The 21,613-nt window shown below is 66.1% G+C and carries 21 protein-coding genes and 1 pseudogene; 4 read left to right on the top strand and 18 right to left on the bottom strand.

The window, feature by feature from the left end; genetic code table 11:
- Window positions 1-20: 20 nt before the first annotated feature.
- The 4 genes from ACZ5AC_RS09060 to ACZ5AC_RS09075 form a co-directional block, all read right to left on the bottom strand.
- A complete protein-coding gene (locus ACZ5AC_RS09060; RefSeq protein WP_464247299.1) occupies window positions 21-1,358 on the bottom strand; it encodes a sigma-54-dependent transcriptional regulator in 1,338 nt (445 codons plus the stop codon).
- Between the two features lie 134 nt (window positions 1,359-1,492).
- A complete protein-coding gene (gene hcp, locus ACZ5AC_RS09065; protein WP_464247300.1) occupies window positions 1,493-3,154 on the bottom strand; it encodes a hydroxylamine reductase in 1,662 nt (553 codons plus the stop codon).
- 112 nt (window positions 3,155-3,266) lie between these two features.
- Window positions 3,267-3,803, bottom strand: a complete 537-nt coding sequence (locus ACZ5AC_RS09070) for an HPP family protein (RefSeq protein ID WP_464247301.1) — start codon at window positions 3,801-3,803, stop codon at window positions 3,267-3,269.
- 3 nt (window positions 3,804-3,806) lie between these two features.
- A complete protein-coding gene (locus ACZ5AC_RS09075; protein ID WP_464247302.1) occupies window positions 3,807-4,397 on the bottom strand; it encodes a CBS domain-containing protein in 591 nt (196 codons plus the stop codon).
- Between the two features lie 187 nt (window positions 4,398-4,584).
- Between ACZ5AC_RS09075 and ACZ5AC_RS09080 the strand changes: the two genes are divergently transcribed.
- Both ACZ5AC_RS09080 and ACZ5AC_RS09085 read left to right on the top strand, forming a co-directional pair.
- Window positions 4,585-5,427 (top strand): sterol desaturase family protein, encoded by an 843-nt coding sequence (locus ACZ5AC_RS09080; protein WP_464247303.1) that lies wholly within the window; start codon window positions 4,585-4,587, stop codon window positions 5,425-5,427.
- Window positions 5,428-5,794: 367 nt separating this feature from the next.
- Window positions 5,795-7,471 carry a hypothetical protein gene (locus ACZ5AC_RS09085; RefSeq protein ID WP_464247304.1) on the top strand — a complete coding sequence of 559 codons (1,677 nt, stop codon included), beginning with the start codon at window positions 5,795-5,797 and terminating at the stop codon, window positions 7,469-7,471.
- A 133-nt stretch (window positions 7,472-7,604) separates the two neighbouring features.
- Here the strand turns inward: ACZ5AC_RS09085 and ACZ5AC_RS09090 are convergent, their stop codons facing one another.
- Genes ACZ5AC_RS09090 through ACZ5AC_RS09115 form a run of 6 tightly spaced genes read right to left on the bottom strand, consistent with a single transcriptional unit; the run spans window position 7,605 to window position 12,360 of the window.
- Entirely contained in the window at window positions 7,605-8,795 is a 1,191-nt protein-coding gene (locus ACZ5AC_RS09090) for an MFS transporter (RefSeq protein ID WP_464247305.1), read from the bottom strand.
- Entirely contained in the window at window positions 8,792-9,340 is a 549-nt protein-coding gene (locus ACZ5AC_RS09095; protein WP_464247306.1) for an HDIG domain-containing metalloprotein, read from the bottom strand. The genes ACZ5AC_RS09090 and ACZ5AC_RS09095 overlap by 4 nt, the downstream gene beginning before the upstream one ends.
- Window positions 9,341-9,381: 41 nt before the next feature.
- Window positions 9,382-10,704, bottom strand: coding sequence for a chromate efflux transporter (gene chrA / locus ACZ5AC_RS09100; protein WP_464247307.1), 1,323 nt, complete (start codon window positions 10,702-10,704; stop codon window positions 9,382-9,384).
- Window positions 10,701-11,702 carry a chromate resistance protein ChrB domain-containing protein gene (locus ACZ5AC_RS09105; RefSeq protein WP_464247308.1) on the bottom strand — a complete coding sequence of 334 codons (1,002 nt, stop codon included), beginning with the start codon at window positions 11,700-11,702 and terminating at the stop codon, window positions 10,701-10,703. Before ACZ5AC_RS09105 ends, chrA begins: the two co-directional genes overlap by 4 nt.
- A gap of 1 nt (window position 11,703) precedes the next feature.
- Complete coding sequence (locus tag ACZ5AC_RS09110) at window positions 11,704-12,021, bottom strand: rhodanese-like domain-containing protein (RefSeq protein ID WP_464247309.1); 318 nt, start codon at window positions 12,019-12,021, stop codon at window positions 11,704-11,706.
- A gap of 60 nt (window positions 12,022-12,081) precedes the next feature.
- Entirely contained in the window at window positions 12,082-12,360 is a 279-nt protein-coding gene (locus tag ACZ5AC_RS09115) for a hypothetical protein (protein ID WP_464247310.1), read from the bottom strand.
- A 272-nt stretch (window positions 12,361-12,632) separates the two neighbouring features.
- Between ACZ5AC_RS09115 and ACZ5AC_RS09120 the strand changes: the two are divergent.
- A pseudogene (locus ACZ5AC_RS09120) lies at window positions 12,633-13,202 on the top strand (MFS transporter); the annotation flags it as partial.
- Between the two features lie 125 nt (window positions 13,203-13,327).
- Window positions 13,328-13,648 carry a DsrE family protein gene (locus ACZ5AC_RS09125; RefSeq protein WP_464247311.1) on the top strand — a complete coding sequence of 107 codons (321 nt, stop codon included), beginning with the start codon at window positions 13,328-13,330 and terminating at the stop codon, window positions 13,646-13,648.
- 55 nt (window positions 13,649-13,703) lie between these two features.
- On the opposite strand, the gene ACZ5AC_RS09130 is transcribed toward ACZ5AC_RS09125, so the two are convergent.
- The 8 genes from ACZ5AC_RS09130 to ACZ5AC_RS09165 all read right to left on the bottom strand — a co-directional run bounded on the left by ACZ5AC_RS09130 (window position 13,704) and on the right by ACZ5AC_RS09165 (window position 21,585).
- Window positions 13,704-14,303: a PqiC family protein gene (locus ACZ5AC_RS09130; protein ID WP_464247312.1), complete on the bottom strand. Its 600-nt coding sequence runs from the start codon at window positions 14,301-14,303 to the stop codon at window positions 13,704-13,706.
- Complete coding sequence (locus ACZ5AC_RS09135) at window positions 14,293-15,924, bottom strand: PqiB family protein (protein WP_464247313.1); 1,632 nt, start codon at window positions 15,922-15,924, stop codon at window positions 14,293-14,295. The genes ACZ5AC_RS09130 and ACZ5AC_RS09135 overlap by 11 nt, the downstream gene beginning before the upstream one ends.
- Window positions 15,921-16,544, bottom strand: a complete 624-nt coding sequence (locus tag ACZ5AC_RS09140; protein WP_464247314.1) for a paraquat-inducible protein A — start codon at window positions 16,542-16,544, stop codon at window positions 15,921-15,923. Before ACZ5AC_RS09140 ends, ACZ5AC_RS09135 begins: the two co-directional genes overlap by 4 nt.
- Entirely contained in the window at window positions 16,541-17,221 is a 681-nt protein-coding gene (locus ACZ5AC_RS09145) for a paraquat-inducible protein A (RefSeq protein WP_464247315.1), read from the bottom strand. The genes ACZ5AC_RS09140 and ACZ5AC_RS09145 overlap by 4 nt, the downstream gene beginning before the upstream one ends.
- A gap of 112 nt (window positions 17,222-17,333) precedes the next feature.
- Window positions 17,334-18,038, bottom strand: coding sequence for a 6-phosphogluconolactonase (gene pgl / locus ACZ5AC_RS09150; RefSeq protein WP_464247316.1), 705 nt, complete (start codon window positions 18,036-18,038; stop codon window positions 17,334-17,336).
- A 213-nt stretch (window positions 18,039-18,251) separates the two neighbouring features.
- The gene (locus tag ACZ5AC_RS09155; RefSeq protein ID WP_464247317.1) at window positions 18,252-18,920 is read right to left on the bottom strand and encodes a TetR/AcrR family transcriptional regulator; all 669 of its coding nucleotides are present in this window, start codon (window positions 18,918-18,920) and stop codon (window positions 18,252-18,254) included.
- Between the two features lie 26 nt (window positions 18,921-18,946).
- On the bottom strand, window positions 18,947-19,747 hold the full coding sequence (locus tag ACZ5AC_RS09160) for a porin family protein (protein WP_464247318.1): 801 nt from the start codon (window positions 19,745-19,747) through the stop codon (window positions 18,947-18,949).
- A gap of 41 nt (window positions 19,748-19,788) precedes the next feature.
- On the bottom strand, window positions 19,789-21,585 hold the full coding sequence (locus ACZ5AC_RS09165) for a sulfatase-like hydrolase/transferase (RefSeq protein ID WP_464247319.1): 1,797 nt from the start codon (window positions 21,583-21,585) through the stop codon (window positions 19,789-19,791).
- Between the last annotated feature and the right edge of the window lie 28 nt (window positions 21,586-21,613).

A 21,613-nucleotide genomic window follows, 5' to 3' on the forward strand; every position in this document is an offset into this window, starting at 1 on the left:
GCAAGGTCGAGGAGGGAAAATCAGATGCCGTAGGCCTTGCGCCTGCGCCACAGGGTGGCCTGGTCGATCCCCAGCACGTCGGCGGCCGCCTGCAGGGAGGCCGAGGCGGCCAGGACCCTGCGGATGTGCAGTTCCTCGATGGCCGCCAGGGACACGGGGTCGCCGATCTTCGGGGCGGTGTCGGCGGGGACGACGCTCTCGGGCAGGTCGGCCCTCCCGATCATGTCCCCGCAGCTCAGGATCACGGCCCGCTCCACGGCGTTGCGCAGTTCGCGGACGTTGCCGGGCCAGGGGTGGCTGGTCAGGGCGAGCTGCGCCTCGTCCGTGAAGCCCAGCATCCGCTTGCGGTTGGCGCGGCCGAAGTAGGCCAGGAAATCCATGGCCAGGGGCAGAATGTCCTCGGGCCGGCTGCGCAGGGGCGGGACGGTCAGGCTGATGACGTTCAGGCGGTAGAAGAGGTCCTCGCGGAAACGGCCCTCGGCCACGCGCTTCTGCAGGTCGACGTTGGTCGCGGCGATGATGCGCACGTCGGCCTTGCGCGATGCGGATTCGCCCAGGCGCTCGTACTCCTTGTCCTGGATGAAGCGCAGCAGCTTGGCCTGCACGCCGGGGGCCAGATCGCCGACCTCGTCCAGGAACAGGGTGCCGCCCTCGCAGGCAGCGATGCGCCCGGGGTTGTCGCGCACGGCCCCGGTGAAGGCGCCCTTGGCGTGGCCGAAGAGTTCGCTTTCCAGCAGTTCCGAAGGGATGGCCGGGCAGGCGACCACGGCCAGGGGTTTCACAGCCCGAAGGCTCCAGGAGTGTATGGCACGGGCAAAAACGGTCTTGCCCGTGCCGCTCTCGCCCTGCAGCAGGACGATGGCGTCGGAGGCGGCCGCCTTTCTGGCCACCTCCATGACCCGCTGCATGCCGACATTGGCGCTCTGCAGCCTGTCCTCGGGCCCCAGACGCTGCATGTTCTCCTTGAGGGCGGCGATCTGGGTCTCCAGCTCCCGGATACGGGCGATGCGGCCGGCAGCGAGCTTGACCTGGTCGGGAGAGAAGGGCTTGGAGAGATAGTCCGTCGCGCCGCGGCGCATGGCCTCGACCACGCTCTCGATGGAGGCGAAGGCCGTGATGACCACGATCTTGATCCAGGACGAGTCGGCCAGCAGGGCGGGGATGAGGTCCATGCCGCTCTCCTCCCCCAGCTTGAGGTCGAGGAAGGCCATGTCGAAGACGAGCCTGCGGCTCTCCTCCATGGCGTCGGCCGGGTTGCTCACGGCCACGACCGTATGCCCCTCGGCGGCCAGGCAGTAGGCCAGGGTCTTGCGGATGTTGGTTTCGTCGTCGACGATGAGGATCTTGAGGGTGTTCATGGCGGTCCCGGGCAAACCATGGCGAGGACCATGGCAGCGACGGCCTTCCATACCCCAGAGCCTTCCGCGCGCCAAGACAATATCCCGCGGCGCTTCACAGCGCACCATGGAAAAGGGGGCCGAAGCCCCCTTGTCTATTTCCCGGCCATCATGGCCGCGATGTCTTCCTGAACGGTGCCGGTGGGTTTGAGATCGAACGTGTCGATGACGACCTTGGCTACGTTCGGGGACAAAAATCCCGGCAGCGTGGGCCCGAGGCGGATGCCCTTCACGCCGAGGGCCAGCAGGGCCAGGAGCACGGCCACGGCCTTCTGCTCGTACCAGGCGATGTCGTAGGACACGGGCAGCTTGTTGATGTCGTCCAGGCCGAAGACCTCCTTCAGTTTCAGGGCGATGACGGCCAGGGAGTAGGAGTCGTTGCACTGGCCGGCGTCCAGCACGCGCGGGATGCCGCCGATGTCGCCGAGGTTCAGCTTGTTGTAGCGGTACTTGGCGCACCCGGCCGTGAGGATGACCGTATCCTTGGGCAGGGCCTCGGCCACCTGGGTGAAGTACTCGCGGGACTTCTGGCGGCCGTCGCAGCCGGCCATGACCACGAAGCGCTTGATGGCGCCGGACTTGACGGCGTCCACCACCTTGTCGGCCAGGGCCATGACCTGGTGATGGGCGAAGCCGCCGACGATGGTGCCCTTTTCCAGTTCCGTGGGCGGCGCGCATTTCTTGGCCTGGGCGACCAGGGCCGAGAAGTCCTTGGCCCCGCCGGCCGGGCGGTCGGGGATGTGCTTGGCTCCGGGGTAGCCTGCCGCGCCGGTGGTGTAGAGGCGGTCGAGGTAGGTGTTTTCCTTCTTCAGGGGCACCAGACAGTTGGTAGTCAGCAGGATGGGGCCGTTGAAGGCCTCGAACTCGGGGTTCTGGTGCCACCAGGAGCCGCCGTAGTTGCCGATGAAGTGTTTGTACTTCTTGAAGGACGGGTAGTAGTTGGCCGGGAGCATCTCGCTGTGGGTGTAGACGTCCACGCCGGTGCCCTCGGTCTGCTTCAGCAGTTCCTCCATGTCTTTCAAATCATGGCCGCTGATGAGGATGCCGGGGTTCGTGCCCACGCCGATGTTGACCTGGGTGATTTCCGGGTGGCCGTAGGTGGAGGTGTTGGCCTCGTCCAGGAGGGCCATGGTCGCGACCGACGTCTGTCCGGCCTTCATGACCAGCCCGACCATCTCGTCCACGGACAGGTTCTTGGTGGTCGAGGCCAGGGCCTCCAGCATGAAGTCGTCGATCTCGGCCTTGCGGAAGCCCAGCACCGCGGCGTGCTCGGCGTAGGCGGCGATGCCCTTCAGGCCGATGATGAGGAACTCGCGCAGGGAGCGCACATCCTCGTTCTCCGTGGCCAGGATGCCGACGGTCTTGGCCTTCTCGGCAAAGGCCGACGAGGGCGCGGTCCAGGTGGCCGCTTCGGGCAGGGGCTCGCTGAAGTCCTTGCCGTTCTTGGCCTTGTAGGCGGCCAGGAAGGCGCTTCTGAGTTTGTCGCGGCGGGCCAGGCCTTCCTGGATGAGGGCCGTGAAGCGGGCGTCGTCCCAGTTGGCGTTGGTGATGGTGGCAAAAAGGGAATACAGCACGAAGTCGTCATTGGAGCGGTCCGGCTGTCCCAGTTCCTTCAGACGCTCGCCGTACACGGCGATTCCGCGCAGGACGAAGATCAGCAGATCCTGCAGGTTGGCCGTTTCCTCCGGCTTTCCGCACACGCCCTTGATGGTGCAGCCGGTGTTCTTGGCCGTTTCCTGACACTGAAAACAAAACATGGTTTTCCTCCCTTTTTCAGGTTGCAGGTGACGTTGTTGAAAATGCCCCCCTTCTTACCATGACCGAAAGGAATTTTCCAGACGTTTTTGTAGCAATGTTCCCGCTCTGAAATTAGAACCAGAACTCGGGGTAGCGCCGGCTTTTGGGGATGTTGTTGACCAGCACGGCCACGGTCAGAAGCACCGCGGCCCCGAAGCCCACGGGCAAGAGGGCGTACATGTAGCCGAGGCTGTGCACCGAGTCGCCGCCGATGACTGCGATGAGCGCCGTGGCCCCACCGGGAGGGTGCAGGGTTTTGGTCACGTGCATGGCCGCGATGGCCGTGGAGACCGCCACGGCGGCGGACAGCCAGACGGCGTCCCCGAGGGTCTGGTATGCGCACACGCCGATCACGGCGGAAATGACATGCCCCCCGAGCACATTTCTCGGCTGGGCCAGGGGGCTGCGCACTGCGCCGTAGACGAGGACGGCCGTGGCGCCGAAGGAGCCGATCAGCAGGCCCTGCCCCAGCCGGTCCACGAAGGCCGCGCCGATGAGCCCCACCAGGGCGATGCCCACAAACGCCCCGACCCAGGACCAGACGACTTCCGCGATCCCTACCCTGGGCGGGCTCTGGGTCGTGCCGCGCATTTTCCTGAAGTATTCCACGGCCTACCTCCCGCACATGGCGCCGACGAGGTCGGTCCGGGTCACGATGCCCACGGGGCGCCCGTCGCCGTCGCAGATGGGCAGGCGGTTGATGGAATGCCTGGTGAACAATTCCGAAATCTCGGCCACCGGCGTCTCTTTGGAGGCGACGACGACCGGCGCGCTCATGATGTCCTCCACCAGCAGTTTGCGCAGGTCGGCGACCATGCAGCCCGGGGTGTTCAGGCACGTGGCGACCACGGTCATGAAGGAAGCCTTGCCGGGCAGCCCCATCCGGCGCAGGAAATCCTTTTCCGAGACCACGCCGCAGACCCGCCCCTCGCCGTCGATGACAGGCGCGCCGCTCACGCCCAGTCCGGCCATGCGCCCGGCCGCTTCCGAGGCGCTCATGCCCTTTTCCAGGCAGTGCACGGGCGCGGACATGATCTCATCCGCCCTGCCCTGGGCCCTGACGCGCTTCAGGGCCAGATCGTAGGCCAGTTCGTATATCTCCCGGAAAGTCCCGGGCGTGATGTCCACGTAGCCCTGCATGGAACGCATGGCGTCCAGGACATCCTCCTCGGTCAGGTCCATAAGCCCGCATTGATCGGTCATGACGTCTCCAGTGTGTTGCGTGAATATCTCCGGCCCTTCACGGACCCGCGCCCCTCGAGTGTACCGACCTCTGTAGCCCGCCGTCCCCTCATGTCAAGAAACATGGGGCGCGCTCGGTGGGGACTCTCCTTCCAATGCTGGAAAACTCCGGCCGTATCCAATAGGAAATTGCGGGAGCGGAGCAATAATGGAACGGCGCCATGTCGTGGCGCAAAGGGAAAGCATGGACGTGGAAAGCATCATCAGGCTCGGCGCCTTCGTGTTGACCGGCGCTCTGCTGGCCGCCCTGGAGGCGATGCGCCCGCGCAGAGCGCCCGAGGCGGGAAGAACGTTCAGGTGGGTGGGCAACCTGGGCGTGGTGGCTGTGTCGTCGATGCTTGTCCGGCTCCTTTTCCCCGTGGCGCCCATGGCCCTGGCGGCGACGATGCGTGAAGCGGACCTGGGCCTCTTCCCCGCCCTCGGGCTGAACTTGGCCATGGAGATCGCCCTGTCCATCCTCATCCTCGACCTGGCCATGTACGCACAGCACCGGGCCTTCCACGCCTGGCGGCCCCTGTGGCGGGTGCACCGCATGCACCACGCCGACACCTTCTTCGACTTCTCGACGGGCGTGCGTTTCCACCCCGTGGAAATCATCGCCTCCATGGCCTTCAAGCTCGCCCTGGTGGCCCTGCTGGCCCCGCCGCCCGCGGCCGTATTGGCTTTCGAGACCATCCTGAACAGCGCGGCCATGTTCAACCACGCCAACCTCTTCCTGCCCCTGACTGCGGACAGGGCCGTGCGGCGTTTCCTGGTCACCCCGGACATGCACCGCATCCACCACTCCACCGACGGCAGGGAGATGAACCGCAACTTCGGCTTCTGCTTCCCCTGGTGGGACCGCCTCTTCGCGACCTATCAGGAACAGCCCGCCGGGGGGCATGAGCATATGGCGATTGGCCTGAACATATTCAGGGAGCAAAAATACCGCTCCCTGCACAGGATGCTGGCCATGCCGTTTTTGAGCCCGGACGTTCGACGCCGGCCGTGATGTCTTTCAAGCAAGCGGCGTTTCCGGTTTTCGTCCGTCCCATCCCTGAAGCGGACTTGTGACCGCCTTCGTCCACGTCCACGATGCCTCCGAAAGGGCGTGGGCAAACCTTCCGGGGCACTGGCGGAAGAGGGCGCAAACTGGTACGTAAGGGTTACGCTTCCTGATATCGAAGTCGAAGTCGGTCCGTATTTCCTCGTGGTCGCGAGGAGGCACCCCATGTCGGACGACAGGCCTTTCACCCTTGCCGCGAAACGCGTCGTCGCCCTGCTGCTGGGCTGGGCCCTGTCGCTCCTGTGGGGGTGCGCGGCCACCCCGCCCCCCCCCTCTCGCCCCGCCGTCAGTCAGCCTCGGCCCGGTCCTGAACGTGCTCGATTTCGAAACCGGCAGCGACAGGGTCAGGCTCGTGCCCGACTCCACGGGCCGGATCCATGCCCTGATCGCCTCCAGCCGGACGGAACGCGTGTACCACGTCACGGTAAGCGACAACTCCGTCTCCGGGCCGGAAATCGTCCGCGGCGATGTTTCGCCGGAACGGATCGACGGGGCCTCCGACCGAGCCGGGACGATCCACGTGCTCATGGACTCCGAACATCTCCTCCTGGAGCATGGCACCTGGAGGACGTCTGACCACACTCCCTGGGCCGGAACCGGCATTGTCCCGTCATGGGCCGGATTCGTGCCCGGAGCCCCGGAACTCGTCTGGGCCTTCGAGGTCGACGGGGCGGATCTCGGGGCGTCCATGCGCATGGATATCTTCGGGTTCGGCGGATACGGCGGCGGCATCATCTGGCCATGGTTCACGCGGGGCTCACGGCTGGTCCTCGCCAGCGAGGCGCATCCGGACTGCTGGAACGTGATAGGACTGCCCGGACGCCTCGACTCCTGGCCCATCGCCTTTGCCGCCGGCCCCCATAAAGACGTTCACGTCTCCTACTTCACATCTCTGGGCGGCATGTTGCAGGATCCGGCCCCACATTACGCCCATCTCCGGGCCGGGGAACTGGCGCCGGACCCGGCAAAGGACCCCGAGGCGCGGCAACTCAGAATCGGGGGCCGGACACTGCGACTCCAAAACATCATCGGCCATCGCCTCCCTTCCCCGGACCCCGACACGGGGCCCTCTTCCGGCCCGATCGCCGTAGACCCTCAAAGCGGAACGGTCCTGCTGGGGATGGGCCTGCTGCTCCGAGGAGACATGTACACGGACGCCCCGGGAGCGTCCCTTGCGGGAAGCACGGGTTATCGCGCCCATACCGCACCGGCCGGCCGGGATGCCTTCCACGCCCTGCAGGACGGCAGCTACAGACTGCTGACGGGCCACGAATGGTCCGCGCCGCTCAAACTCGGCGAGCCCGCAACCGCCTCCTTCTGGGGAACGCCGTGGGGTGCCGTAGACCTGGCCGGAACCGGCGACGGCAAGGCCTTAGCGGTCTGGCCTGTGGCCCGGGGCATCGCGGGACGCTGGGTCGCATGGGACGCGCCGAACGCGACCGAAGCCAAGCCTCCCGACACGCCCATGTGGCCCCTGCAGGACCCGAAACAGCCGGAACCCTTCGAGCCGGTTCACATCGTCATCGCCCCGCCGGAACGCGACCAAAGCCTCGAACGCATCGCCGATGTCCTCGTCACGGATTCCCGCAAGGAAACAGAATTCCGGCGGACCACGATCTTCGACACGTTCATGAGCCGCATTGCGTTGCATCCTCCGGTATCCGAGCTTGTCGGTCGCATCGTGGAAGCGCGTGCGGATCGCGTGCTCGCCGGACTGGCCGGCGCGACAGCCGAAAGCATCGAATGCGACATAACCGCCTTCGACATCGCAACGCCGGCCACCATCCTCTATTGGGATGTGGAAACGAGGCTGGAATGGACCCTGCGCGTCCGGGGCCGGACCGGGACGGTGAGGGCTTCGGCGTCCGAGCGCACCTGGCTCTGGCCGTCGGAGGACATCATCGGTCGGGTCGTCCGCGATGCGCTCCGCCAGGCCGGGGAAGAGATCGACCGGACGCTGCGGGAACTGCTTGCCACGCCGGAAGGCTGACAACGAGTCGCTTGGTTCATGTTGGGCCTCTTTGCCGAGAATTACGCATTAACAAATCGATACTCAGGACAGCTTGAAGAGGCTGAAGGCGAAATGCACAACCGCGGTCACGGCCACGGCCGTCTCGATCCGGTCACGACGTCCGATCGGCTTTCGCAGTTCCGAGTCCATGGATGGCGAAGACGCTTCCCGCGACCACGACGATCAGGCCGGAACAGAAGAATCCGGCGGGGTTGCCGAAGCCGGAAATGATCATGCCCGCCACCAGCGGACCGGTGGAATGGCCGATGTCCATGATGCTCCCCAGAAGCCCCATGGCCGTGCCTCGCGTGTGGGCCGGGCTCGCGTCGGCGATGAAGGCCGAACTGGCCGCCAGGGTCAGCGACAGGGACAGGCCCAGCGCCAGGCTGACCGCTCCCAGCCAGACAAGGCTCCCGGCCCGGCCCATGGCGAACATGGTCGCGGCCATGGCCAGGGCGCCGACGACGATCTGCCCCTCCCGTCCCCGGCGGTCCGAAAGCCTGCCGAACAGCGGCTTGCTAAGGGCCACGGTCAGGACCTGCGCGGCCATGAACGCTCCGGCCCAGTGGGGCCCGAAGCCCGCGTCCCGGACATGGCGCGGGAAAAACGCCTCGAACGTCCCGAAGGCGAAGAGCGCGGCCGCTTCAACGAGGCAGCCGAGGAGCACGGGCCTGTTGCGCAGGACCGCCCCGAGGAGGGCCGACGGAGTCCCGACGGCCGCCGCACGGGCTTTGGGTGTTGCGTCCGGAAGCCGAAAGACGAGGACGGCCGCGCCCACGCCAAGAACCAGACAGCCCGCGTAGACCCACGTGAACCCGTCCTTGCCGGGGAGGGAGCCGCCCAGGCCGAGAAGGGCTCCTCCGGCCAGTGGCGCCAGGAACCTGCCCAACTGCGTGACCGAGGACATGAGCCCCAGCCGCTCGCCCCGGCTTGCGGCGTGCATGTCCGCGACCATGGCCATGGCCACGGGCATGAAGATCCCCGTTGCCAGGCCGTGGATGAAACGCACCAGGGCCAGCTCCCAGACCGTCCCGGTCCAGAGGTACCCGAGCGGGCTCAGGGCGAAGAAAAGTCCGGACAGGCGCAGCAGCCTGCCCCGGCCGATGCGGTCGGACAGCATCCCGGCGGGCAGGCTGACCAATACGCCGGCCAGAGGCGAGAGGGATGCCACCAGCCCGATGGCCCTAGCGTCGGCCCCCAGGGATTCGGCGAAAAAGGGCAGGACCGGGTTCTTGGCCATGGTCGTGCCGAAGATGGCCAAGAACCCGGTCAGGCAGAGCAGTCGAAAGGGCGAGAGTTTCATGGCCGCGCGGCGATGAGCCCCTGAATCTCCTCGTGGTAGCGCAGGTAGCGGTTCAGGGTCGTCTCGTTCTTGCCGTAGCGCACGATGGTCGTCAGGATTTCGGCGAACCGCTCTTCGGCCTTGATCGGGTCGGGCTCCACCCCGTCGCCGATGATGTCCACCAGGCGGTCGGCGTAGATGATGATGCGCTCCTCCAGCCTGTGCAGGGTGTAATCGATGTCGGGCAGCCCCAGTTCCAGGGCTTCGGCGCGGGTCATGCCGCCACGGATGTGCTTTTTCATGATGGCCTGGATGTCCTCCGGCAGACCAAGCTCGGCCCCCAGGGCGGCCCCGATCTCACCATGCTCGATGCCGTGGGTGCGGACCTTGCCCAGGTCGTGAAAGAGCGCGCCGCGGGCGATGAAGTTCATGTCGAGAGCCGCGCCGGTACGCCCGACGATGTCGAGCGCACGCTCGGCCACGGCCAAGCTGTGGCCCAGGTCTTCCTCGTTCATGCCCGCCTGTCGCAGCAGCACGATGTCATTCTGATCTATATGTTGGTTCATGGTGTTCTCCGATTCTTGTTGAGTCTCATTCAGAAAAAATTTCAGAGCGCCATCCTGACTATCCAGCCCAGCCCCGCGCATCCGGCCAGGGTCGCGCCCATGCCGAGCTTGAAACGGGTCATGGCCAGGGTCGCGGCCGCCGCCAGGGCCAGGGCCCAGAAATCCAGGCTGGACAGGGCGGGAACCGGCAGGCGCAGCCCCAGGGGACCATGCCACGAGCCCACCTGGCCGAAGAGCGTGTGCAACCCGAACCACACGAACAGGTTCAAAATGACCCCGACCACCGCCGCCGTGACGCCGGACAGGGCGGCGGAGAGGCTGCGGTTGGCCCGCACGGCCTCCATGTAGGGCGCGCCGAGAAAGATCCACAGGAAGCAGGGCGCAAAGGTCACCCAGACCGTCAGGGCCGCGCCCAGAGCTCCGGCGACGAAGGGATGCAGACTGCCTGGGCTGGCGTAGGCTGCCATGAAACCGACATATTCGAGGACCAGGATGAGGGGGCCGGGCGTCGTCTCGGCCAGGGCCAGGCCGCTGATCATGTCCGCCGGGGTCAGCCAGGCGTAGTGCTCCACCGCCTGCTGGGTCACATAGCTCAGCACGGCGTAGGCCCCGCCGAAGGTGACCACGGCCATCTTGCTGAAGAACACGGCCAGCCGCGCGTACACGTTGTCCCAGCCGAGCAGGAGGCCCGTGAGCAGGACCGGACCGAGCCACAGGGGAAGCCATGTGGCCAGGACCCGGAGGGAGCGCGCGGCACTTGGCCTGGCGTGCTCGGGCACCACCTCCTCATCCCCGCAGGCCACGGTGCAGACCTGCTCCGCCGGTCCACGCGACCGGACCCAGCCGATCAGGGCCGCACTGAAGACCACCACGGGGAACGGCACGCCAAAGGCGAACAAGGCCGTGAACGCGCCTGCGGCCAGAGCCACGGCGAACCCGGATTTCAAGGTCTTGGAGCCCATGCGCAGCACCGCCCCGACCACGATGGCCAGCACTGCGGGCTTCAGGCCGTAGAACAGGGCGTCAACCGCCGGAACTTCGCGGTACGCGGCATACAGGGCGCTCAGCACCAGAATGACGAAGAACCCCGGCAGCACGAAAAGGCCGCCGGCCATGAGGCCACCGAGGGTCCGGTGCTTGAGCCAGCCGACGTACGTCGCCAGTTGCTGTGCCTCGGGCCCCGGCAGGAAATGGCAGTAGTTGAGGGCGTGCAGGAAGCGTTCGTTGCTGATCCACTTTTTGTCCTCGACGAGCGTCTTGTGCATCATGGCGATCTGCCCGGCAGGTCCGCCGAAGCTCAGCAAACCGATGCGCAGCCAGGTCCGGAATGCTTCAGCAAGGGGCGGCCGGTTCGTTGCCGTCATGCGCCCTCCCGGCCCGCGCGGCCGCAGGTCCGGTCGAAGTGCTCGAACAGCCCGTCCAGGAGGTTTCCGCCCCGTTCCACGCGCTCGAGGTCGCTGTCCGTACACAGGCAGATGCCGTTCAGCAGGGCGGCCACGCCGGCCGACTCGGGGCGCGACGGGGCGGACTCGTCAAGGTCGATGTCGTGGATGACCTGGCTCAGGACCGTCAGGGCCGGGTCGGACTCGAACCCGAAGCGCCGGACCATGACCTCGAAGGTGCACTGGCTCCCCTCGTGGGTGAATTCGGCCTCGGTCATGTCGAAGCGGATGTCCCCCGGGCCCAGGGCCCTGGCGTCGAAGCGGAAGGCCGCCTGCGGGTCGATGAAGCGGCGCACGAACCAGGCCGAGGCGATGCGGTCCACGTGCACGCTGGGCCGCGTCACCCAGGTTCTCCCCCGGTACAGTGCAGGATCCAGAACCTCGTCGCCGGGCCCGCCGGCCAGGGCCTTCATGCGCAGCCAGCGCCCTGCCCCGGCCAGGATGCCCTCGACCACCTCCCGCCCCGGCGCGCCGAAGTAGTCGATGGCCAGCACGGCGTCGTAGCGGGCGCGCAGCTGGCCGACCCAGCCCTGGACCTCGGCCGCGTCCGGGGCGTTTTCACCATGCGGGTCGCCCAGGGCCTCGAAGAGGGGCTGAAACTCCGCGCCGAGGCTGCGGTAGTCCGCGTCGCGGGCGTCCACGAAGAGGCTCCTTATGTGGGTGTCGTCGATGCCGCCGCCGGACACGTCGAACCGCGCCCCGCAGACGTAGGCCCGCCCGCCGCCCTCCTCGATCTCCTTGGCCAGCCAGACCAGCCCGTCGCGCTGCCGTTCGCCGTGGGGCAGGACGTAGACGGCGTTCTTGACCGCCACGGCCCCCAGGGCAGCCAGCCTGCGCGCCGCCTTGGCCCGCAGGTAGGCCGGCTTAGGCGGGATGTTGTGGATGCACAGGAGCCAGTTCACGTCATTGCCGCTCGCCATCTCACTCACCTTTTCCCGACCCTTGGGTTTCCCAGGCGGCCAACCCGCCTTCCACGAACCTGACCTCGAAATCCCTTGCCTTCAGCGCGGCCTGCACCGATGCGCTGACGGAACCGCCGCGCACGCAGTAAATGACCACGGGCCTGTCTTTCGGCAGCTCCGAGGACCATTCCCCGACATGCTCCGGATCCTTCCAGACGGCTCCGGGGATGGCTGCAGGGCCGGACTCGCGGTCGGCCCTGCGGCGGACATCGAGCAGCGTGACGTCGGACGCTGCCATGAGCGTCTTCAAGTCCCGAGGCGTAAGCGTATCTGCCATGAGAAAGTCCTCCCGCATCATGATTTCGCGCCGGATGCGGCACCCGGCGCGCGTTCCTGTTCAACCGCCGAAATACTTGAGGCAATCGGCCATGGCCGCCTGGTGGCTGGCCAGCTGCTTGCCGAAGCGGCACTTCAGGTCGTCCACCAGATGGTGCACGTATTCCTGGGCCGCCTCCTCCCCGTATTGTTCCCGGAACATGGCCGCGTTGGCCAGCACCTTGGAAAAGTCGTGTCGCTCGTACTTGGTCTCGGCGTTGTCGATCCACTCGTGGACCTCGCGGTATTCCTTCCCCGTGCGAGCCAGGCTCGCGGCGATGTGCACGCTGAGTTCGGGCATGGCTGCCTCCCTGTATTTCCGGGCCGCCCTTGCGAAGCGGGTTCCGGGCTGATTGTCCTGTCCATCGGATCGGACGGGAAGGCGCCCTCGCCGACACGCCATTTCGATCTGACAATTGCCATATAAAGCAGCTCTTGAAAAATGGCAATTGACTTTCAATCACGAATAAAAATATTTCAATTGCAACAAAATTCCATCACTTCCCGCGCCGCTCCCGGATGCGAACCGAGCCTTGGGAAACATGCTTGCGACCATCCGGAAAGGAATACGCCATGAACCGAAACCTGATCAGCGCCCTGTGCTCCGCGGGATTCCTGGCCCGCTTCTCCTACGCCCTGGCCCGCAACCCGGCGCTGCCACACTTCGCCATGTATCTCGACGCGGGCCCCGAAGCCATCGGGCTGGCCGTCGGCATATCAACTGTGACAGGAATCTTCTTCAAATTCCCGGCCGGTGCGCTCTCGGACGTCATCGGACGCAGGCGGACCATGCTGGTCGGCGTGCGCTTCCTGCACTGCTTCGCCACGGCCGTGTACGGCCCGGTGGCCATGGCCGTGGTGGCCGACGTGGCCGGGGAGCGCAAGGGCGAGATGCTTTCCTGGTTCTCGCCCGTGGCCATCATCGGCACCTTGGCCGGGGCGCCCGTGGGCGGGCTCATCGTCTCCCTCATGGGCGGCGCAGCCGGGGCCACGGACGCGACCTTCCGCACGGTCTACGCCGTGGTGGCCGCCACGGGGCTGGCCTCACTCGTTCTGGGGTTCAAGATCCTGCTCAGGGAAGAGGGCCAGGCCGGGGACGATTTCGTCCCCCGCCTGGGGAGGTTCGTGTCGGGGATTCGGAAAAAGGCGGACGGCGACGGCCCATACGTGAGGCGACCCTAGGCCTTCACTCCCCTCGCTGGAATCGGAGAGTTTACAGTCGCCAACCTATCGAATATTTCGATGCAAAACATATTCATGGAGCGATAATGCAAATACTTATCACCCTGTCCAGCACAGACCCCGAGATCAAGTGGAACGCCGTAAGGTTCGGCAACTTTCTGCTGACCGAAGGCGAGGACGTGACCCTGTTTCTGAACGGCCCGGCCGTGGACCTCTACGCCGGTGATAGCGAAACCTTCCCCATCGCCGAACAGGCCAAGCTCTTCGCCCTGAGCGAGGGCGTGCTCGTCGCCTGAGGCAAGTGCATGGGCATCCACGGTGTGGATGCAAGCGTTCACGTGACCATGTCGAACATGAAGTTTCTGTACGAACAGGTGCAGAAGGCCGACAGGATACTCAACTTCTAGCCCCGTGCAGCCGAGGCAGCCTCTGCCCGGTCCGGCCTCGGCTGCAGCCCCCCTTTCAGTCCCGCGCGGCCGCGATGGCTGCGGCGATGTCGTCGGCCAGCCTCTCGACGTTGCGCTGCTGCGCCGCAACCCAGGTGGCGTGATCGGCGTCCGGCAGGGGCTGGACCGCGTCCGTGCGCCGCACCAGGGGCCCGCCCTGCCCTTCCGCGTCCAGCAAGGTCCAGCGGGTGGACAGCGTCGCCTCGCGGCCGAGGCTGCCGCCCATGGCCACCACGTCGACAAGGACGCGGAACCGGGGCCGGGCCTGCTGGTCCCAGGGGAAGAGGGACACGTTCTCGGTCCCGAGAATCATCGAAAGCCGCTCGGCCAAAGCCCGCGCCATGTCCCGGTCCACCTCGCCGGTCCAGCGGTGGTATTCGGCCAGCCGGTACTGCCCGTTTTCACCGCCCGTGGCGATGCGCGTCTGTTTGAGGACGTCGGGCAGGGTCACGGGGCCGACGCTCAAGGACACCGCGTCCCCGGCCTGGACCGGGGCGGGAGCCAGAGGAACGTGCAGGCTGTAGTAGGACGTGGTCGGCGCCTTCCCGGCGCAACCGGCCAGCAGCATGGCGCAGGCCAGGCCCAGAAGCGCCGCGCGGGTGATTCTACTTCTCATCTTCCTTCTCTCCTTTGCCGAACAGGAGCGACTGCGGCCGGTTCTCGATGGCGGTGGTCAGCTCGCGCAGGGAACGCAGGGTCAGGGCCAGCTCTTCGAGGGTCTTCTTCAGGTTGTAGTTCAGGGGCGAGTCCTTGCCGATGGTGCCCTGCACCTCCTGCAGGGTCGTCTGCAGAGCGCCGAGGCTTGACTGCAGCGCAGGGGCGGTCTCCCCGTTCAGGTGCCGCGCGAACGTGCCGGCGTCCCTGACGGTCGTCGTGGCCTCTTTGAGCAGCAGGTCGAAATCCCGCCCGATCTGTTCGAAGGGCACCTTCTCCAGGCTGCGCGTGATTTTGGCGATGCTCTCCTGGATCTGCTCGATGGAGCCGCCCATGCTGGGGATGACGGGGAGGCCGTTCTCGTGGGCCAGGGCGGCCTTGGGCTCGTCGGGGTAGAACCCGAGATCGACCAGGAGCTGCCCAGTCAGGAGGTTGCCCGTCTTCAGCTGGGCCCGCAGATTGCGGTCCTCCACGAACCACTTGAGCAGGGGGTTGCTCTCCCCGGCCTGCTGTTCGGGTATGGCCTTCAGCACATTCTGAATCCGCTCCGGTTCGACGGAGAGAAGAACGGGCACGCGCAGTTCCCTGCGTTTCTCGTCGTAGATCAGGTCGATGCCGGAAACCTCCCCGATCTTGATGCCGTAGATCTCCACCGGCGCGCCGACGCTCAGGCCCCGCACCGACTGGTCGAAATAGACCAGCCAGGTCCTGCGCAGGGTGTAGGTTTTCTCCTGGATGCTCTCGCGGCTCGGGTAGAGCTGGAAAACCGCGTTTTCCTCCGCCGGGCCGCCCGGCTCCACGCCGTCGGGGACGTCAAAGGCCAGACCGCCTGAGATGATGCTGATGATCGACTCGGTGTCGACCTTCAGCCCCTGGGCCGAGAGGGACACGTCCAGCCCGCTGGAGTTCCAGAAGCGCGTGTTCCCCGTGACCTTGGCGTCGTGCGGGGCCTCGACGAAGACCTGGACATCGACGGTCTGCCCGTCCGGAGCGAAGCCGTAGCTGACCACCTGCCCGACCTGGATCTGGCGGTAGTAGACCGGCACGCCGACGTTGAGGGAGCCCAGGCGCCTGGCCTTGAGCATAAAATGCCTGCCGGGCAGCCCGGAGGTGATGACGGGCGGGACTTCAAGGCCGTTGAAACTGGATGTGGGCTGCCCGCCCAGCGCCGGGTCGACGCCGATGTACGCCCCCGAGAGCAGCGTGGACAGGCCCGAGGCAGTGCCGCCTCGGATCTGCGCCCGCGCCACCCAGAAACGGGTCCTGTCGTTCAGATACCGGCCGTAGTCCTTCCCCAGCTCGGCCGTGACGACCACGTGCGTGAGGTTCTCGTCCAGGCGGATGGCCTCGATCTGGCCGACTACCACGTCCTTGTACCTGATTTTGGTCTTGCCCGCCTCGAGCCCTTCGGCCGAGGAGAAGGTGATGGTGATGACGGGGCCCTTCTCGCTCAGCGCCTTGAAGACGAGCCACCCGCCGACGACGAGGGCCACAAGCGGCACGATCCAGACCAGCGAGAGGCTGCGGCTTTTCCGGGTTTGGGCTGGAGAGGCGAGCTCCGCGGGGCTTTCGCTTTCAGTCATGAATCCTCCTCGATGACATCCCAGATGAGCCGGGGGTCGAAACTCTCGGCGGCCAGCATGGTCAGCACCACCACGATGGCAAAGAACACGGCCGCCGGGCCGGCCTCGATGTTGGCCACGGCGCCGAGCTTGACCAGGGCCACCAGGATGGTGACCACGTACACGTCGACCATGGACCACCGGCCCACCAGCTCCGTCATGCGATACAGCACGGTGCGGTCCCTGGGTCGCCAGCGGCAGCGCAGCTGGACGCTTGTGAGTAGAAAAATCAGGATGACCAGCTTGGCCATGGGCACGAAGATGCTGGCGATGAAGATGACGGCCGCGATCTCCCACGACCCGCTGTGGATGAAATAGATGACGCCGCTCATGATCGTGTCGGACTGGGCCGCGCCAAGGGCGGTGGTGATGGTCATGGGCAGGATGTTGGCCGGCACGTACATGACGGCCGCGGCCAGCAGGAAGGCCCAGGCGCGGGCTATGCTGTTGGGCTTGCGGGCGTGCAGGGCCGCGCCGCAGCGCGGGCAGCGCCCATGGCCGGGCCCGGCGGGCACCAGGAGCCCGCAGTCGTGGCAGGCGATCAGGCCGGCCCGCCTGGCGGAAGTGTAACCGCCGGTCATGGGCGGCGGTCCAGCCGCGCCCAGATCAGCGGCGGGTCGAGGGTCGCCATGGCGGCCGTGGTGACCACGGTCAGCAGGCCCAGGGCCATGACCGCCGCTCCCGGAACGATGGTCGCCATCTTGGCCAGCTTGACCAGGGCCACCAGGATGCCGATGAGGAAGACCTCCATCATGGCCCACGAGTTGACGTGCAGGATGGCCCGGAAAATGGGAATGCTTCCCGGGGCCGCGGTGTTCAGGCGCAGGGGGATGAGGATGTAGAGAAGGCCCGAAAGCTGGGCCAGGGGAATGAGGGCGCAGGTTAAAAGCACCAGCGCGCCCAGGCCGTAGAGGTGCTGCTTCCAGAGCTCGAAGATGCCCGTCAGCAGCGTGGTCTCCTGCACGAATCCCCCGCTCTTCATGGCCAGGAAGGGGTGCGTCAGTGCGATGGCGAAAAGGATCAGCCCGCTCAGGGCGAAGGCCAGGGGACGGTCTATGCTGTTGCTCTTCTGCCGGTGCACCACCGCCCCGCAACGCGGACAGAGGGAGGTCGTGCCGGCCGCGTCCGAAGGCCGCGTCAGCAGGTCGCAGGTATGGCAGGCCACCACGCCCGTGGCGCTCCTGTCCCGGCGCGGGTCCGAGGCCGGTGTCTGTTCCGGCTCGTGACGACGAGGCGAGCCGATTGCCGTATTCATCATGCCAACTCCGCTGGGATCCGCCTTTCCTAGGCACTCCCGATGTGTCACGCCCCGTGGGGCCGGTCAAGCGGGACGAAACGGGCGCAGGGTCCGGGTGAGTCCGCTTCGGCGTTCACGCAAGATCCGTGAACACGAAGGGACTCTCCATCTGCAGCACCAGTTTGGCCGGGCAGGAGGACACGGGGGCGGAAGGGTCCATGAATCTGGCGAAAGCCCCCGCCTTGGCCCGGCCGGCGAAAAGCAGGATGCCGACCCCGCAGGCGCGCACCAGGGATGCCGACGCGCTCATCCTGCCCGGCGGCGGCTTCGGCGCGTCGTCCATGACGAGAAACCCGTGCCGCGCGTCCATGACGGAGTGATGGTCCGGAAAGAGGGACGCCACATGCCCGTCCTCGCCCGAACTGAGCAGGACGACGTCGAACCGGGAGCCCAACTCCGCCAGTGCCCTGCCGTATTCCCGCGCCGCCCGCTCCGGGTCCGGGGCATCCCCTGGGAACGGGTGAGCGTTGGGGGGCGTCCGGCCCTCCCGGGCCAGAGGGTCCACAAGATGCTCGCGCAGCAGCCTGAAGTTGCTGTCGGGGTGGTCGAGGGGCACCAGCCGTTCGTCGACCAGAAAGACATGGACCCGGCCCCAGTCCAGCCGCTCTTCGCGCATGACCTCGAAAATCCTCGCGACGCTCCTGCCGCCCGGCACCCCGAGAACCGCCCGGCCCCGCTCGGCGAGCACGCCGCGCAGCTCGCCGCATAGAGCCTTTGCGGCCTTCTTCAGCAGTTCGTCCTGATCCTTGTCCCTGATGAACGTCGCCGTCTTTTCCATGGTCGTTCTCCTGTTCATGCAGACGTCTATTTCAGACCGGAGGACTTCTGCAAGGTCACTGCGCGCACTCGTCCGAGGGGCGAGAAGCCGCAGGAGCGACAGGGCATCGCAACACGTCCGGGACGCAACGGCTCTGCCGCAAATTCGTCCATGCGCAGCGCATTCCGCGACCGGGACTGATGGATATGCGGGGAACGTGCAGCCGCCCTGAAATCAGCAATGAAAGAGGGAGCCGGCCGGGATGCTCACTTCGTCGAAATCACGCCATGCATAGCCGCGGGCCCGGCCGGCGTCGACGCCCAGGGACTGCAGCACGGCCTGGGCCAGATTGCGGGCGTACTCTTCCGAGGCTCTCCCGTTGATCACGGCGTTGAAGGCCATGATCACGGGGCCGAAAATCAGGTCGAAGGCCAACCGCTCGTCGGGCACCGTGAAGAGTCCGGCCGCCATGCCGCTTTTGATCTCACGCGGCACGACCGTGGTGGTCAGGTTCCCCGCGCTGAGGGCGTCGGGGCCGCCCTTGGACACGAACCGCGCCAGCACCGGTTTGATCAGGGCCAGCCTGACGACCGACACGAGGCCGCAGGCAAGGCTGGCGGCGGCGTCCTGTTGCCTCAGGACAATGGGGTCGACGATGGAGATGATCTCGTTGCTCACTTCCCTGGCCACTTCCAGAAACAGCTCCTCGTTGGTGCGGAAGTAATTGTAGAACGTGCCCCGGGACACGCCAGCCTGCCTGATGACCAGTTCGATGACCGAGGCCTCGGCCCCGTGTTGCGCGAAAACATGTATTGCGCCCCGCAAGAGCTTTGCCCGGGTCTTTTCCCGGCGCTCCGCCGCGACGAGCGTCCTGTGGTCGATCGGTTTCGTTTGATCCGGCATGGTGAAAAGCATCCCCGATTTCAGATTCAGAAGGCCATGGTCATGCCGGCGTACAGGCCGTCGTTGGCCATGTCGTAGCTAAACCCGTCCTTGTCGTAGTCGACTTTCAGGTACCGGTAGCCGAAGCTGGCGATGAAGGACTCGGACAGCGCGTACTCCAGGCCGGCCAGACCCTGCCAGGTGAAGTCGGAGCCGACGCCGAAACCGCCGGCGTCGATGTAGCCGACCAGGCTCAGCCCGCCGGCGACCGGCACGATGAGCCGCAGCCCGAGATAGGGGTCCACCCAATCCTTGTCGCCCGAGCGGCCGACGGATCCCGACGGCCCGCCGAACAGACGCGCGTCGATGTCCACGTCCACGTCGATCTTGTTGTACCGAATGCCGCCGACGGCATCCACGGACAACCGCTCTTCCAGAACCCGCCAGGCCGCGGCAAAGGCCAGCATGGTCTGCTTCACTTCCGCCTCGGCCGACACGGACACCGCGCCGTCGGCGCTCCGCGCTTCAGCGGAATCGGAGACGTTCATGTACATGCCGTCGAAGAGAAAACCCAGTCGTCCATTCCGGATCTCGACGGCCGTCATGAAGCCGAAGTCCAGCACGTCGAGGATGTCGGAAAACTTCATGTCCATGGACGTCTCGGGCAGCCGCCCGGCCTTGACGTCCCCCTTCATCCTCGTGGCCCAGAGATAGGGCGTGATGGAATAGCGGAGGGTGTCCCCGCTGTCCGCGGCCCGAGCGGGGGCACCGACGAACGTCGCGAGAGTCAGGAGAAGAAGCGCCAGGGCGGAAATCCGCTGACGCGCGTTGACGATATATACCTTCATGAATTTTCCCTCGCTCTGAATTTGGTCTTCAACGGACAGGCTCACAGATCCAACCGGTCGATGCTCCACTCGATCCCTTCGACCCGGGGCATCTCGCGGCCGTCATCGACCCCTATCTCGGCCTTGATGGCTGCCTCGAGCTTGTCGTTCATGGCGGTGATCAGCGCGGCATTGCCTTTCCGGTCCGCGGCCAGATTCGTCATTTCACCCGGGTCGGTCTGCAGGTCGAACAACTCGACGTCGTTCCAGCGGAAGAGATCATCGAGGCTGACGGGACGGTTGCGCTCCATGGGCGAGAAATAGCGCGTGAACTTGTGGCGTCCGTCGAACACGGTGCGCAGGCTGCCGCGCTTTTTCATGTTCGGCCGGTACCCGGCCTTCTGCACGGCGGCCTTGGGGTCCTGGCCGGCGGCCCTGGCTTCCGCGATGATGCGGATCAGCTCGCTGTCGTTGGTCGAGATGCCGCTGTAGGTGAAGAGGACGCTGTCGCGGACGGCATGCACGTCGGCCGTGCCGGGGCTGGCGAGAATCGCCGAAAAGTCCTTCCCCGGGAGTTCCCGGCCGGCGAATTCTGCCCTCCTGCCGGCGTCCACGCCGCACATGGACAGTATGCTCGGCACGATGTCGATATGCCCGGTCAAGGCGGCGCAGTCCCGGCCACCCTGCACCTCGGGGTGGGAGATGATCAGGGGCAGATGGATGGCCTCCTCGTAGGCGAAGGGCCCTTTGCCGCGCAGGCCGTGGGTGCCGCCCATCTCGCCGTGGTCCGAGGTGAAGACGACGACCGTGTTGTCGGCCAGGCCGAGGACGTCCAGTTCGTCGAGGATTCTCGTCAGTTCGAGGTCCGCGGCGCGAATCGAGTTGAGGTAGAAGTCGCTGAAGCGATCCCAGCGGGCCGCCTCCGTGGGGACGCTGCCCAGCGTGTAGCCCCAGGCGCGGTTGAATTCGCCGTGAGCGGGCGGCCGGCCCGGAGCGTCCAAGGGCTGGCGGAGGTTGCCCGGCAGGGGCGCATTCCAACGCTTTTCGTAGAGGGGGTGCTTCGGGGCCCGCGATGAGACCATCAGGAGCTTGCCGGTGTCCTGCACGTTCTCGCCGGGGAGGTCGGTATTGAAGTACATGATGTCGTGCGGGTTCACGAGGCTCACGAACAGCGACCAGGGCGTGCCCTCGTCGGCCAGGGGCCGGCCCTTGTCGCGCAGCCACGAGACGGCACTGCCGGCGATCATGTGGTCGTGCTTGTAGCCGCCCAGGGTGTGGGTCAGCACGTCGCCTGGCCAGACGAAGTCCGAGAACCCGTAGGCCTCCATCTCCTTCGTGAAGAGGCGGTCGGGGAGGTCGGTATCGAAATCGCGGTTCAGATGCCATTTGCCCTTGTAGGCCGTGTAGTAGCCGGCCTTGCGCAGCATGTGGCCGATGGTCGGCACGTCCGTGGACAGGGATTTCACGTAGGGCATGTCGCAATTCTCGAACATGCCGTTGTCCGGGGTCTGCAGGCCCGTCATCAGCACGGAGCGGGAACTCGTGCACATGACCGCCGGGCAGTAGTGCCGGTGGAAGGTCACCCCGCGTTCACGCAACCGCTCATGCCCGGCCAGATTGAGCCCTGCGGGATAACTTTGAAAATACCGTTCCTGGTCCGTGAACACGAAGAGGACATTGGGCCGACCGGCCACAGGCGCCGAAGTTGGCTTGGGCGTGGTCGCGGCCCTGGCCTCGGGCGAATGGACGAAGCTTGCGTCGACTAGGGATGCTGCAACCATCCCGCTGGAAATCTTGAGGAAACTTCGCCTGGAAATGGCGGTTTCAGCCTGCTGCTCCTGCGTGGACTTGCGTTCCATATCCGACTCCCTTGAACGGGTTGGAGGT

The sequence above is a fragment of the Desulfomicrobium aestuarii genome, from assembly GCF_055385525.1.